Origin of the sequence: Nocardia sp. NPDC101769 (assembly GCF_044766925.1) — a bacterium.
Classification (GTDB): domain Bacteria; phylum Actinomycetota; class Actinomycetes; order Mycobacteriales; family Mycobacteriaceae; genus Nocardia.
Window position 1 is genome coordinate 179601 of the sequence record NZ_JBIWMX010000015.1, and the last position, 13327, is coordinate 192927.

General features: G+C 69.3%; 13 protein-coding genes. 7 read left to right on the forward strand and 6 right to left on the reverse strand.

The window, feature by feature from the left end; genetic code table 11:
• Positions 1 to 141 precede the first annotated feature (141 nt).
• On the forward strand, positions 142 to 864 hold the full coding sequence (locus ACIRRA_RS23860) for an alpha/beta hydrolase (protein WP_402771865.1): 723 nt from the start codon (positions 142 to 144) through the stop codon (positions 862 to 864).
• Positions 865 to 900: 36 nt separating this feature from the next.
• Entirely contained in the window at positions 901 to 1428 is a 528-nt protein-coding gene (locus tag ACIRRA_RS23865) for a gamma carbonic anhydrase family protein (protein ID WP_402771868.1), read from the forward strand.
• Here the strand turns inward: ACIRRA_RS23865 and ACIRRA_RS23870 are convergent.
• Positions 1422 to 2069: a phosphoribosyltransferase gene (locus ACIRRA_RS23870; RefSeq protein WP_402771980.1), complete on the reverse strand. Its 648-nt coding sequence runs from the start codon at positions 2067 to 2069 to the stop codon at positions 1422 to 1424. The two genes, ACIRRA_RS23865 and ACIRRA_RS23870, sit on opposite strands and share 7 nt — an antisense overlap.
• Before the next feature lie 52 nt (positions 2070 to 2121).
• Positions 2122 to 2925 (reverse strand): carbon-nitrogen hydrolase family protein, encoded by an 804-nt coding sequence (locus ACIRRA_RS23875; RefSeq protein WP_402771983.1) that lies wholly within the window; start codon positions 2923 to 2925, stop codon positions 2122 to 2124.
• Positions 2926 to 3197: 272 nt separating this feature from the next.
• Here ACIRRA_RS23875 and ACIRRA_RS23880 point away from each other — a divergent pair, with 272 nt between their 5' ends.
• Positions 3198 to 4991, forward strand: a complete 1794-nt coding sequence (locus ACIRRA_RS23880; RefSeq protein WP_402771871.1) for a DEAD/DEAH box helicase — start codon at positions 3198 to 3200, stop codon at positions 4989 to 4991.
• 73 nt (positions 4992 to 5064) lie between these two features.
• Here ACIRRA_RS23880 and ACIRRA_RS23885 read toward each other — a convergent pair whose 3' ends face one another.
• The gene (locus ACIRRA_RS23885) at positions 5065 to 5868 is read right to left on the reverse strand and encodes a hypothetical protein (RefSeq protein ID WP_402771874.1); all 804 of its coding nucleotides are present in this window, start codon (positions 5866 to 5868) and stop codon (positions 5065 to 5067) included.
• A gap of 228 nt (positions 5869 to 6096) precedes the next feature.
• Between ACIRRA_RS23885 and ACIRRA_RS23890 the strand changes: the two genes are divergently transcribed.
• From ACIRRA_RS23890 to ACIRRA_RS23900, 3 genes are all read left to right on the forward strand, one after another.
• The gene (locus ACIRRA_RS23890) at positions 6097 to 7266 is read left to right on the forward strand and encodes an acyl-CoA dehydrogenase family protein (RefSeq protein ID WP_402771877.1); all 1170 of its coding nucleotides are present in this window, start codon (positions 6097 to 6099) and stop codon (positions 7264 to 7266) included.
• Between the two features lie 9 nt (positions 7267 to 7275).
• The gene (locus tag ACIRRA_RS23895) at positions 7276 to 8403 is read left to right on the forward strand and encodes an acyl-CoA dehydrogenase family protein (RefSeq protein WP_402771880.1); all 1128 of its coding nucleotides are present in this window, start codon (positions 7276 to 7278) and stop codon (positions 8401 to 8403) included.
• Positions 8404 to 8905: 502 nt separating this feature from the next.
• Entirely contained in the window at positions 8906 to 10006 is a 1101-nt protein-coding gene (locus ACIRRA_RS23900; RefSeq protein ID WP_402771883.1) for a hypothetical protein, read from the forward strand.
• A gap of 22 nt (positions 10007 to 10028) precedes the next feature.
• Here ACIRRA_RS23900 and ACIRRA_RS23905 read toward each other — a convergent pair whose 3' ends face one another.
• A complete protein-coding gene (locus ACIRRA_RS23905) occupies positions 10029 to 10526 on the reverse strand; it encodes a hypothetical protein (protein WP_402771886.1) in 498 nt (165 codons plus the stop codon).
• Positions 10527 to 10829: 303 nt separating this feature from the next.
• On the opposite strand from ACIRRA_RS23905, the gene ACIRRA_RS23910 reads away from it, so the two are divergent.
• A complete protein-coding gene (locus ACIRRA_RS23910) occupies positions 10830 to 11075 on the forward strand; it encodes a hypothetical protein (protein WP_402771889.1) in 246 nt (81 codons plus the stop codon).
• Positions 11076 to 11086: 11 nt separating this feature from the next.
• Here the strand turns inward: ACIRRA_RS23910 and ACIRRA_RS23915 are convergent, their stop codons facing one another.
• Positions 11087 to 12013 carry a hydroxymethylglutaryl-CoA lyase gene (locus ACIRRA_RS23915; protein WP_402771892.1) on the reverse strand — a complete coding sequence of 309 codons (927 nt, stop codon included), beginning with the start codon at positions 12011 to 12013 and terminating at the stop codon, positions 11087 to 11089.
• On the reverse strand, positions 12010 to 13227 hold the full coding sequence (locus ACIRRA_RS23920; RefSeq protein WP_402771895.1) for a CaiB/BaiF CoA transferase family protein: 1218 nt from the start codon (positions 13225 to 13227) through the stop codon (positions 12010 to 12012). The genes ACIRRA_RS23915 and ACIRRA_RS23920 overlap by 4 nt, the downstream gene beginning before the upstream one ends.
• Between the last annotated feature and the right edge of the window lie 100 nt (positions 13228 to 13327).

Below are 13327 nucleotides of genomic sequence, written 5' to 3' on the forward strand. Positions count from 1 at the left end.
CAGAAATCGCCTCGCCATTCCGGCGTGTCGCCCCGGCGAACCGCCGGGCGGCGTGTCGCTGTCCGGCAAGTTCGCTCGTTACTCGCCAGTCGCTTGTTTCGAGCGGCCCCGCAACCCGTCCGCGTCTGTCAGAATCTGCCGATGCTCTACCTCGCGGGCGCTCGCGGCCGCCTCCACTACCGCCGATGGCAGCTCGATGATGCACAGGCGGTCCTGGCGTTTTTACCCGGAATCGGGCAGCACAGCGCGCACTACCACCGATTCGCCCGGGCGCTGGCCGCCCGCGGCATCGAACTCTGGGCGCTGGACACCTCCGGGCACGGTCTCAGCGAAGGAGATCCCGAAAGGCCGGGCACGATCCACGAGCTGGCGGCCGACGCCCGGCTGTTCCTGGATCAGGTGCACGCGCACGCTAATTCCACCCCGTTCCTGATGGGTCACTCCTTGGGCGCGGCCACCACGCTGGCCGTGCTGCGCGACGCGCAGCCGGGCGACTTCGCCGGACTGGTGCTCTGCGGGACGCCCAAGGCAGTGCTGGAGGGCAGTTCCCCGAAGTCCGCCCGCGGCGCCGAATCCGCGAATCGTGCTCGCGCCCAGGGCGGTTCCCGCTCGCGCGCCGCACTGGCGACCGAGCAGGAGTCGGACTGGCCGGGACCGCGGCTGCCCGCGGGCCTGCCGGTGCTGATCGTGCACGGCGCGGACGATCGCCGGGCTCAGGTGGAACCGGTGCGGGAGTGGTCGGCCCAGGTCGGCGCGCATTTCCACGCGTACCCCAATGCCGGCCACGACCTGCTGCACGAGCCCGCGCACGCCGAGGTCACCGCGGAGATCGTCGAATTCGTGCACGCCCGCTCGCTGGTCTGAAGGATTCGCGCTGGTCCGAAGGATTACGGTGAGGGCGTGCCCCTCTACGAATTCGAAGGCAAGCGCCCGACGGTCGATCCGACCGCGTTCGTCGCGCCCACCGCGACCCTGATCGGCGATGTGCGCGTCGAGGCTGGCGCCTCGGTCTGGTACGGCGCGGTGCTGCGTGCGGACCTGGCGCCCATCATCATTCGGGAACGCGCGAATGTGCAGGACAACGCCGTGATCCACGGGCCGCGGGATGTCACCGTGGAGATCGGCGCGGGTTCGACGATCGCGCACTCGGTGGTATTCCACGGCGCGACGCTGGGCGCGGAATCGATTGTGGGCAACGGCAGTACGGTCCTGGACATGGCCAAGATCGGCAGTGGCGTCATGATCGCCGCGCACTCGCTGGTCGGCCCGGGACAGGAGATTCCCGACGGCGTGCTGGCCGCCGGCTCACCCGCCCAGGTCAAGAAGTCGCTCGCCGGCGCCCCGGCCGAATTGTGGGTCAAGACCAATCCGAGCTTCTACGCCGACCTCGCGCAGCGACACCGCACGGGCATCACCGAGGTTCACTGATCCGCATCCCGGGAAGCGGTGGGGCGCAACAGCTTCACCACTTCCGCATCGGTGAGCTGATGGAAGTCCCGGTAGGCCCCGCCCACCCCGCCGAGGGCCCGCGGCACCAGCGGGCACACCACCTCGTCGGCGATCTCCCGGATCCGGTGCAGCGCTTCGACCGACGACACCGGCACCGCCACCACCACCCGGCGTGGCTCGCGCAGTCCTGCGATCTCGCAGGCGGCGGCGACGGTCGCGCCGGTCGCCATGCCGTCGTCCACGATCACCACGGTCCGGTCCTTCAGGTCGATCGGCGGCCCGGCCCGCAGTATCCGGCGGCGGCGCTCCAGCTCGGCCCGCTCGACGACCTCGATGTCCGCCAGTTGATCGCGCGTCACCCCGGTATGCCGCACCACGTCGTAATTCAGCACCCGGACGTCGTCCTCCCCGATGGCCCCCATGGCCAGTTCCGGCTGCCACGGCACCCCGAGCTTGCGCACCAGCAGCACATCGAGGTCGCCGCCGATGACGTCGCGCACCGCCACGGCCACCGGCACCCCGCCCCGGGGCAGGCCCAGCACCAGCGGATCCGCCGCGCGCAGGTGCCCCAGCACCCCACCCAGCGCGCGCCCTGCGGTCGCCCGGTCCGGATAGATCATCGCTCTGTCCATTTTGCCCCTCCGCTTCGCTCCGGGGCAGGGTTGGGCGTCCCTACTCTCCGCGGATCGTGTAGCGGCGGAGGGCCAGGCTCGGATTCGTGGTGCGGACCTCGGCGAGGTGGTGCAGGTCGATGTGGGCGGTGGCGATGCCCGGCTGGTCGCCGAGCTCGGCCAGCACCGCGCCGGTGGGGGAGACGATCATGGAGGCGCCGGACCCGCGCGGCGCTGCCTGGTCGGCGGCGGCGACGTACATGGTGTTCTCGATGGCCCGGGCGCGCAGCAGCGTGGTCCACTGATCGACCTTGCCGGGACCGGGAATCCACTGGGCGGGCAGCAACAGCACGTGCGCGCCCGCGGCGGCCAGCCGGCGAACGCCTTCGGGGAAGCGCAGATCGAAGCAGGTCTGCAGCCCGAACACCACGCCGCCCACGGTGAAGGTCTGGGACTGGTCCAGGGGGCCGGGGATGAGCAGATCGGATTCGCGCGACCCGAAAGCGTCGTACAGGTGGACCTTCCGGTAGACGGCCGCGAACTCGGCGTCGGGGGAGGCGGCGACGAGGGTGTTGTAGATGTGCCCGGAGGGCTGGTCCGGGCCGCCGGACTCGACCACGCCCGCTACCACGTGCACGCCGAATTCGGCTGCGATACCGCGCAATCCGGTGACGAACGGTCCGGTGAGCGGTTCCGCGGCGGCCAGCACCCGATCGTCGAGGCGCTTGGTGGCGAACATCGAATACTCCGGCGCTACCACCACCTTCGCTCCGAGTTCGCTGGCCGCCTCGACCTCTGCGCGCAGGGCGGTGAGATTGGCCACGGTGTCGGTGTACGGATCGAACTGCACCACCGCCACATCCACCGACCCGGCCGGTTCGGTCCCGGCGGGGCGCTCCGCCGCGGCGGCCGCTTCGTGCACGGCCGTCCCCACTGCTCCCGAGCTGCCCGCATCGGCGGTGGCCAGGGTTGCGGTGACGTAGTTGCGGACGGGAGTGGGTTCGGTATTTCCGAGTTCGGAAACGGAACGAGAGGGTGTCGGGACGGCGGGCGCGGGCGGGTTGTCCGGTTGCACGGCTCCCAGGGTATTCACCCGATGGTCAAGCCCGCAGCTAGCAGGCAGTAAAATCCCTGGCAATGAGTACCTCACCGGCCGACAGCGTTCCCACTGACGACGAGAGGGACGTTTCCGGCCCGTCCTTCGCTGATTTGGGTATCGATGACCGCATTCTGCGGGCCATCGCCGATGTCGGCTACGAATCGCCGTCGCCCATCCAGGCGGCGACGATTCCGCCATTGCTCGACGGCGCGGACGTGGTGGGCCTGGCCCAGACCGGTACCGGCAAGACCGCGGCCTTCGCCATCCCGATCCTCATGGGCATCGAGATGACCGGCAAGGCGCCGAAGGCGCTGGTGCTGGCCCCGACCCGGGAGCTGGCCATCCAGGTCGCCGAGGCGTTCGGCCGCTACGCGGTGCACATGCCCGGCCTGCATGTGCTGCCCATCTACGGCGGTCAGAACTACGCGGTGCAGCTGTCGGGTCTCAAGCGCGGTGCGCAGGTGGTCGTCGGTACGCCGGGCCGCGTCATCGACCACCTCGAGCGCGGCACCCTGGACCTGTCGCAGCTGCAGTACCTGGTGCTCGACGAGGCCGACGAGATGCTCAAGATGGGCTTCCAGGACGATGTCGAGCGCATCCTTGCCGACACGCCCGACGAGAAGCAGGTCGCGCTGTTCTCCGCGACCATGCCGTCGGCCATCCGCAAGATCTCCAAGCAGTACCTGAAGCACCCGGTCGAGATCACCGTCAAGGCGAAGACCTCGACGAACACCAACATCACCCAGCGCTGGGTGCTGGTGTCGTATCAGCGCAAGCTGGACGCGCTGACCCGCATCCTCGAGGTCGAATCCTTCGAGGCCATGATCATTTTCGTGCGCACCAAGCAGGCCACCGAGGAGCTGGCCGAAAAGCTGCGCGCGCGTGGGTATTCCGCGGCCGCCATCAACGGCGACATCGCGCAGGCGCAGCGTGAGCGCACCATCGGCCAGCTCAAGTCCGGTGTGCTGGACATCCTGGTCGCCACCGACGTGGCCGCGCGCGGCCTGGACGTGGAACGCATCTCGCACGTCGTCAACTACGACATCCCGCACGACACCGAGTCCTACGTGCACCGCATCGGCCGCACCGGCCGCGCGGGCCGCTCCGGTGAGGCGCTGCTGTTCGTGGCCCCGCGCGAGCGCCGGCTGCTCGACGCCATCGAGCGCGCCACCCGCCAGCAGGTCACCGAGATGCAGCTGCCGAGCGTCGAGGACGTGAACGCCCAGCGCGTGCAGAAGTTCGGCGACACCATCACCGAGAATCTGACCTCGGCCAATCTGCCGTTGTTCCGCAAGCTGATCGAGGACTACGAGCGTGAGCACAATATCCCGCTGGTGGACATTGCCGCAGCGCTGGCGGTGGGCGGTCACGACGGTGACAACTTCTTCATGGAGCCCGACCCGGAGCCGGTCGAGCGCCCGCGCCGGGACCGGGATCGGGAACGGGCGCCACGCTCCTTCGACGAGCGTGGTCCGCGCGAGCGCCGCGAGCCGTCTCGCCACCGCCAGACCGGTGCGGAGCTGGTGACCTACCGGATCTCGGTGGGCAAGCGGCACAAGGTCGCGCCGGGCGCGATCGTGGGCGCCATCGCCAATGAGGGCGGCCTGCGGCGCAGCGACTTCGGGCACATCAGCATCCGGCCCGACCACTCCCTCGTGGAGCTGCCCGCCGACCTGTCCACGGAGACCTTGAATGCGCTGAGCCGCACCCGGATCAGCGGTCAGCTCATCGACCTGCAGCTGGACCAGGGCCCGCCCGGAAGCCGCTCCATGAGCCGCGCCCCGCGCCGCGAGGGCAAGCGTCCGGACATCCGGCGCAAGCCGCGGTTCTGAGCCCGCCGCTCGAAACGACCAGCGCCCGCATCCGAAACGGATGCGGGCGTTGCGTTTTCGAGGGCGCGGCGGATCAGTTGGTGCCGGGCGTGCCCGAGCCGGGGGTGGCGTCGGGGGCCTGCGCGGGGGTGGTCGGCGCGGGGGTGGTCGGCGCGGCAGGGGCGGCCGGGGCGGCCGGGGCGGCCGGGGCCGCCGGGGCGGCCGGGGCGGCCGGGGCGGCCGGGGTCGAGGCGTCCGGGGTGGCAGGCTGGGCGGGCGGGGTGTCGGACACGGTGAACAGGCCGACGGTCGGCAGCACCACGCAGCGTGCGCCCGGGTAGTCGATGGTGCCCCACAGCGAGGCGACGACGGTGCCCGCGCCGGCGTCCACGGTCTTCGACAGCGAGGGCAGGTTGTACTCGGTCTGGTCGTCGAGGGCGGTGATGCCGCTGCGGCCGTTGTTCACGTTGAGCCAGGCCACGCTCAGGCCGGAGGCGGTCGGAAAACCGTTCTGCTGCACCATGACCTGGAAGCTGACATTGCCCGGCGGCAGCGTCACCGAGGCGTTGGCGCCGGTGATGCCGGTGACGGCCATCGCCGAGGTCAGGCTGAACGGCATGTTGAAGCCGCAGCCGAGGGTGGGCGCCAGATACGAGAACGGCGTGAACTGAACGTTTTCCAGCTTCGCGGCGGCGATCAGCTGGGCCGATTCGGCGATGTCGGCGACCGCGGCCCGGCCGGCGGCATTGTCGCCGACGGCCTGGGTGAGCTGGTCGATGCCGGTCTCGGCGGGCGTCTTCGGCTGGTCGGCGGTGGCCGCGCTGGTTGCGCCGACCGTCGCCGCGGCCGTGAGGGCGGCGACCGCCAGGGCGCGCCGGGACAGAGTCCAACCGTTCACTCGTGCTGCTCCTGCGTCGATATTCTCGCCGAGCCACAACAGCCCGACGTCCCGGAATTCGGGTATCGGATTTCTGGGCAACGTACCAGCTCAGCTCGAGAGCCGGGATGTCGAGTCGCCGCGAGCCGAGCACCCCGGGCCGTCCGGTCGGTGTGATCCGGGTGACAAACCGGCCATTACCGGGGGGTAAGTTTGATGACGACATCACAGCGACGCTCGGGAGAAGCAATGAAGCTGGCCCTATCATCCGATGAGGTGAAATTCCGGGACGACCTGCGCGAGGTCTATCGGACCAAGATCCCGGCGGAGATCCGTGACCGCGTGAAGTACGGTCTCGAGCTCTCTCGCGATGACATCGTCACCACCCACCGCATCCTCAACGAGAACGGCCTGGCCGTGCCCAAGTGGCCGGTGCAGTGGGGCGGCCGCGACTGGTCGCCCATGCAGCTGCACATCTGGGAAGACGAGATGCAGCTGGCCTCCGTGCCGGAGCCGCTCACCTTCAACGCCCAGATGATCGGCCCGGTCATCGCCCAGTTCGGCTCCGAGGAGCTCAAGCAGCGCTTCCTGCCGGCCACCGCCAATCTCGACATCTGGTGGTGCCAGGGCTTTTCCGAGCCCGACGCGGGCTCGGACCTGGCCGCGGTGCGCACCACCGCGGTGCGCGACGGCGACTCCTACATCGTCAACGGCCAGAAGATCTGGACCACCCTGGCCCAGTACGCCGACTGGATCTTCTGCCTGGTGCGCACCGACCCGACCGTCAAGAAGCAGGCCGGTATCTCGATGCTGCTCTTCGACGTCAAGACCCCCGGCGTGACCATCCGGCCGATCAAGCTCATCGACGGCCACCACGAGGTCAACGAGGTCTTCTTCGAGAACGTCCGGGTGCCCGCCGATCAATTGGTCGGCGAGGAGAACATGGGCTGGACCTACGCCAAGTTCCTGCTCGGCAACGAGCGCACCGGCATCACCGGTGTCGGCCGTACCAAGGTGAAGCTGGGAGTCGCGAAAGAGTATGCGGCGCAGATCCGTTCGGGCAGTGGCACGCTGCTCGAGGACCCCGTGTTCGCCGCGCGCGTGGCCGAGATCGAGAACGAGCTGCTGGCGCTGGAGCTCACGCTCATGCGCGTGGTCTCCAATTCCAATGACGGCAAACCGAATCCGGCCTCCTCGGTGCTGAAGCTGCGCGGTTCGGAGCTGCAGCAGGCCGCCACCGAGCTGCTGCTGGACGTCGCCGGGCCGGACGCGTTGCCGGTGAACGCCGGGGACGTCGCCTCGCCCGGCTGGGCGCAGCGCAGCGGTCCCGGCTATCTCAACTTCCGTAAGACCACCATCTACGGAGGCTCCAGCGAGGTGCAGCGCACCATCATCGCCTCCACCATTCTCGGATTGTGAGCCGCCGCCATGGATTTCGAACTCACCGATGAACAGGTCATGCTGCGTGACACCGTCAAGGATCTGCTGGGCCGCGCCTACGACCCGGAGACCCGCCTGAAGGTCACCGACACCGACCTCGGCTGGAACCGCGACGTCTGGCGGCAGCTCGCCGAATTGGGCGTCCTCGGACTGGCTTTCGACGAGAAGGACGGCGGCGCGGGCGCCGGGCCGGTCGAGACCATGGTGGTCATGGAGGAGATCGGCCGTCGCAATGCGCCCGAACCCTTCCTCGACGCCGTGCTCGTCCCCGGCGGGCTGGTGGCCCGCGCCGGCACCGCCGATCAGCGGCAACGCGTGCTGCCCGCGCTCGCCGGCGGCGAGACCCTGCTGGCCTTCGCGCACGAGGAGCCCGGCACTCGGTGGCCCGCAACCGAACTGGCCACCACTGCGGTCCGCGACGGTGACAGCTATCGGATCACCGGTGTCAAGAACCCCGTCCCGCACGGGGACTGCGCCGATCAGCTGGTGGTCAGCGCCGCCCTTCCCGGCGGCGGCATCGGCCTGTTCCTGATTGCGGCCGACGCCGAGGGCGTCACCCGGACCCCGTACCGCACCTTCGACGAGCGCCGCGGTGCGCAAGTCGAATTCGCCGCAGCCGCAGCCGAACTCCTCGGCGACGGCGGTGACGCGCAGCCCGTGGTGGACGCGGTGGAGGTGGCGGCGCAGGCGAGCCTGTGTGCCGAATCCCTCGGCGCGATGGAGGAGGCCCTGCGGCTGACCGCCGAATACCTGAAGACGCGCAAGCAGTTCGGTGTCACGCTGTCCAAGTTCCAGACCCTGACCCAGCGTGCCGCCAATATGTATGTGTCCCTGGAACTCGCGCGCAGCATGAGCCTGTACGCCACCGCCGCCGTCGCCGACGGCTCCGCCGACCGGGTGGCGGCGTCGCGCGCCCGTCTGCAGGTCGGCCGCTCCGCCCGCCACATCGGCCAGGAGTCCATCCAGATGCACGGCGGTATCGGCATCACGACCGAATACCCGGTCAGTCACTACGTGGCCCGCCTCACCGCCATTGCCCGCACCCTGGGCGGCGACCTGGAACACCTGCGCGTTCTCACCGACCGCGTGGGCGACTACACCCTCGTGGAGTTCTGACCCGCACCACCGAGCCCGCGCCCCGCTCCACCCGGAGCGGGGCGCGGGCCTGTTTCCGGGGGCTCGGACCGGCCCGTCCCGTTCGGCAGCGCGCCGCTCGCGGTAGCGGTGTTGTGGCAGTCCGCAGTCGCACGTGGATTGCGCAGCCGCACAGCGCAGATGGGAATTGCGCAGCAGCACAGCGGAGATGGGGGTTACGGGGCCGCACACCGGAGATGGGGGTTGCGTAGCAGCGCAGCGGAGATGGGATTGCCGAGCCGCACACCGGAGGTCGGGATTGCGGGCCGCATACGGGAGACGGGGATTGCGGGGCCCGCATATCGCAGATCGTTGACCGCGGGGCCGGGCCGAGCTTCCAGGGGCCGTTGGCCGACGCGGAATTCCGTGGTGCACAGTGGTTCTCGGCGTGCTCCTGCTCGTTCTCCTGCTCGCGGTGGTGGGGAGGGTGCGAAGCTGGAATTTCGGTGTCGGGGACGGGTAGGGCGGGCGTAGGGTTCGGGGTATGGGAGGAGAAGCGGTACGGCTGGACGGGAGCACCGTGGTGTTGCCCGGTGGGGTGGGGGTGCGGTTCATTCGCACGCTGAGACTGCCCGAGCAGGGGACGCATCCGTTGCCGCCGGGGCTGGGGGAGTTTCCGGTGCGGCGGGTGGCGGACTATGCGGATTCGGTGCCCGCGGAGTGGAGTAGGCGGGGCGGTGTCATGATGCCCATGTATCTGCGGGAGGCGATGTGGCTGTCGTTCTCCGCGAAAGAGCCCGCTGCACTGCAGATCGGCGTGGGCAAGGTGTGCGCGGTCTCCGGCAAGCCCTGGAGCGAGCGGCTGGCCCGGGATCCGCAGAACTATGTGGTGCTGCCCAAACAGCCCTGGCTGGACGGCATCAACTCCGGCACCGGCACCATCCGTCAATTCATCGCGGTGCCACTGGGATTGGGTGCGACCGTCGAGGGCCAGGTCACCGGCGAGGAGACCCACGGCGGCATCCAGCTCCAGAACTTCGCGTTGAACGAGGTCGAGCTCGCACGCTGGCGCAAGACGATGGAAGCCGATCGTGAACGGGTGCGGGCGATCTCGTATGGGGACGGCCCACCCCAGCCCCTGTCCATGCCGTCGGGCATGCCCGTTCCGGCCGGTGGCCCGCCGCCTGGGTTCGGAGCTCCGCCGCCCGCACCGGGCAGCGGCGAACGCAAGCTGTTCGCGCGCGCCGCACCGCGCAAGCGGGCCACCGCCGTGGGTCTCGGGGTCGGCGGCACCATGCGGCAGGAGATCTACAAAGACGAACGCGCCCTGACGGATTGGGCCACGGATCCCTCCGGCCGCATCTTCGTCCACCTGGTGACCCCGCCCGACTGGCAGCGGATCACCGGCGAGGCCGCACCGCCGTCCCCGGTCGACCGCAAGGCCTACACCTCCGCGGGCCTACCCTGGTTCGACTACTTCGATTCGGACGCAACCGATCTGGCCCCCGCCGACCCGCTCTCCACCGTGGCTCCGGTCGGTGACTGGCTGGGCGACGACCACGAACCGTGGCAGCCGCCGGCCTCGGGCCAGGTACACCAGCTCGGCGATCAGAAGGGCTCTCCGGTCGAAGACGGCGACTGGTGAGCTCGGTGGTGGACCGGCCGCGCTACCCGTCGGAGTTGTCCGAGGCCGGGTGATCCGTGGTCGGGAGGGCGGTCGGCGGGACCGTGGTGACCGGGAGTTCGGTTGTGGCGCGAGGGCTCTCGGTGGTGGCCGGGCGCGTGGTGGTGGGGTGCGACGGGGTGGAGGGGGTACTCGCATTCGGGTCCGCGGCGGGGTCGTCCGGGGCGCCGGTGATGGTGGAGATCGGCGCATGACGGGAGGGCTGGTCCGCGGCCACGCGCCAGGTGGGGGACGGCGGGATGACGACGGCGGGCGTGATGCTCGCGCTGCTGTTCGTCGAAGTCACCGGCGCCGCTTGCAGATCAGCGTTCAGCGGCGGCGGCGCGACGTAGATGTCGTTGTGCCCGATGCCGCAGGCGCCCAGGAGAATGAGCCCGGCTGACACCACGCCGACCGCCGCGGCGGCGCCCGCCACAGGCTTGGGCAGGTGACGCAGCGGGGTGAGGCCGCGCTCGTCCGCGCCGGCGTTGCTGCCGTCCATTGGTGGCACTCCTGATTCGTGTCGAGTGGGCTCACCCTAACGGAGGCCGCGGGGCGGGGCCAGGTGGGTGGTCGGTTCGATAACCGGACGGCGCAGGCGATTCCGTAGGCCTCGGAAATATCTCAAACAGCCATGATTCAGATATCGAATTAGTAAAGTCGGCGCGTTTTGCCTTCGTGTCGTATGGACTTTCCGTTGCAGAGCCGTAATGTGTGTCCAAAGTTACACGTGAGACGCTCGAAATTTGCCGAGGGGCGCGCCGAAGAATCGCGAGACCCGGCGGGCGTCATCGAGGAGTGGATGATGGGTGCATTTTCGGCATCTCCGCTGCGCGCATCGGTGCGTGCAGGAGAACCCGCGGCCCCTGGGCTGCGGATGTCGGCAATCCTGGCCCGCGTCGTCGCCTGGCTGATCTTCCTGGGCGGGCTCACCGGCGCGGTACTCGGCATTGCCGGGCTACGCGTCGAAATCACCGTCGCCGGACTGATTCTCGCCTGCACCGCGGGTTTGGTGTTGCTCAAACTTCGAGCCGACGCACACGCTGGCTAATTCGTCGCGAATTAGCTATTTGCGGCAATTACCCACTCGAATGCTTCGGCTTCGGATCGCGCGCCCTCGATCGTCCGGGATCGATTGGGCTCGCCGAGTTCCGTCAGCAACTCTTCGGAAATCCCTGCCAGATCCGACAATACGGACGGGGTAAACCATTCCGGACGGGTAGCGAACAGCAGATCCTCGCTCGAGGTGTTGCCGGAAGCGCCCGGCGCGAACGGGCAGCCGCCCAACCCACCCAGCGAACCGTCCACCACGGCCGCGCCCGCGGCCAGGGCCGCCAAGGAATTCGCGACGCCCATGCCCCAGGTGTCGTGACCGTGGAAGACGATGCGGCGCTGCGGCGTTCCCCAGTGCCCGGTCGCGGCCACCGCCCCGATGAGCGCGCCGACCTGACCCGGATGCGCCTGGCCGAGGGTATCGGCCACCACGATGTCCGCCGACCCCTCGGCGCGCGGATCGGTGGCGATGGCCAGGACCCGCGCGGGATCCACGGGCCCGTCGAACGGGCAGGTGAAAGCCGTTGCCAGGCAGAGCTGAATGCGCCCGCCCGCCTCCGACGCGAGCCGCACCGCCTCCGGCATGGCGGCCAGGCTGTCCTCGGTGGTGCGCCCGATATTGGCCTTGTTGTGGGCGTCCGACACCGAGAAGCAGTACTGGAAATTGCGCACGCCGGCCTCCGCGGCCCGTGCGACGTGCCGGGGTGTGGCGACCCAGACCCAGCAGCGTTCGAGTTCCGCGGGCGTGAGCCGGGCGACCAGGTCGAGGGTATTGGCCATGGGCGGCACCAGATCCGGCCGCGCCATGGATCCGATCTCCAGCTCGGGCACACCCAGCGAAAGCAGCTGCCGCGCGATCTGGACCTTGCGCTCGGTGGGCAGCACCTTCCCGGTCAGCTGCAGGCCGTCGCGCAGTGTGACATCACGCAGGGTCATGAGTTCGCCTCCAGGGCATCGATATCGGCGTCGGTCAGACCGAGCAGGCCGGTGAGTACCTCGCGGGTGTGCTCGCCGAGGTCCGGGCCGACATTGCGGATGGGCAGCGATCGGCCGCCGATCACCGGGACGATGCCCGGGAAGCCGACCTCCTTGGGCTCGGGCTCGCCCACGTCCACCCGGAAGGGCTGGATCATATTGCGCGCCCGGTACTGCTCGTCGGAGACGATGTCGGCGGCGGTGTAGATGGGCCCGCACGGAATGGCGGCCGCCTCCAGCACCCGCAGCGCCTCCTCGCGGGTGCGCACCCGCGTCCACTCGGCGATCGAGGCGTCCAGCCGCTCGCGGTGGCGCCAGCGTCCGGCATTGTCCTGCAGCTCCGGATCGGCGGCGAGGTCCGGACGGTCGATGACCTGCATGTACCGCTGGAAGATGGCGTCGCCATTGCCGCCGATGATGATGCTGGTGCCGTCGCTGCACGGATAGGCGTTGCTGGGCGCGATGCCCTCCATGCGCCCGCCGACGCGTTCGCGATTGATGCCGTAGGCCAGATAGTCGGGCACCAGGGATTCCATGACAGACAGGATGGATTCGTTGAGCGCCACGTCGATGACGCGCTGCTCCAAGGGAACCCGCTGTACCCGCTCACGCTGGAACAGCGCCATCACGGTGCCGAACGCGGCGTAGATCCCGGCAATGGAATCGCCGATGGACACGCCGACCCGCACCGGCGGCCGGTCCGGATCGCCCACGAGTTCGCGCAACCCGCCGACCGCCTCGGCCACCGCCGCGAAGCCCGGCCGCTGTGCGAGCGGACCGGTCTGGCCGTACGCGGAGATGCGGGTGATGACCAGATTCGGATTGGCCTCGTTGAGCACCTCGGGCCCGAGCCCCCACTTCTCGAGCATCCCGGGCCGGAAGTTCTCCAGCAACACATCGCACTGTTCGATCAGGTCCAGCACGATCTTGCGTCCGGCCTCGGTGCGCAGATCCAGTGTGATGGACTTCTTGTTCCGGTTGACCGTCCGATACAGCATCGAGGTGTCACCGCCGTAGAGCCGCCAATTTCGCAGCTCATCACCGGTTTTCGGCCGCTCCACCTTGATCACCTCGGCGCCGAAGTCCCCGAGGATCCGTCCGGCCGTCGGCGCCGCGACATAGTTCCCGAGCTCCAACACCCGCACGCCATCCAGCGGCCGAATATCTGTGTCCAATTTGCCCTCCGCTTCGCTCCGGGCGGGTTCGCGGCCCCGAGGTCTCGATTCTTCCCTCCTCCGCTCCTCCGCTTCGCTCCCCCGCTCCGTCAGTCCAGAA

Coding starts and splice junctions, on each gene's coding strand:
- ACIRRA_RS23900 (WP_402771883.1), top strand. CDS start 8,906: ATGGGAGGAGAAGCGGTACGGCTGGACGGGAGCACCGTGGTGTTGCCC.
- ACIRRA_RS23870 (WP_402771980.1), bottom strand. CDS start 2,069: ATGATCTATCCGGACCGGGCGACCGCAGGGCGCGCGCTGGGTGGGGTG.
- ACIRRA_RS23895 (WP_402771880.1), top strand. CDS start 7,276: ATGGATTTCGAACTCACCGATGAACAGGTCATGCTGCGTGACACCGTC.
- ACIRRA_RS23915 (WP_402771892.1), bottom strand. CDS start 12,013: ATGACCCTGCGTGATGTCACACTGCGCGACGGCCTGCAGCTGACCGGG.
- ACIRRA_RS23890 (WP_402771877.1), top strand. CDS start 6,097: ATGAAGCTGGCCCTATCATCCGATGAGGTGAAATTCCGGGACGACCTG.
- ACIRRA_RS23880 (WP_402771871.1), top strand. CDS start 3,198: ATGAGTACCTCACCGGCCGACAGCGTTCCCACTGACGACGAGAGGGAC.
- ACIRRA_RS23860 (WP_402771865.1), top strand. CDS start 142: ATGCTCTACCTCGCGGGCGCTCGCGGCCGCCTCCACTACCGCCGATGG.
- ACIRRA_RS23910 (WP_402771889.1), top strand. CDS start 10,830: ATGGGTGCATTTTCGGCATCTCCGCTGCGCGCATCGGTGCGTGCAGGA.
- ACIRRA_RS23905 (WP_402771886.1), bottom strand. CDS start 10,526: ATGGACGGCAGCAACGCCGGCGCGGACGAGCGCGGCCTCACCCCGCTG.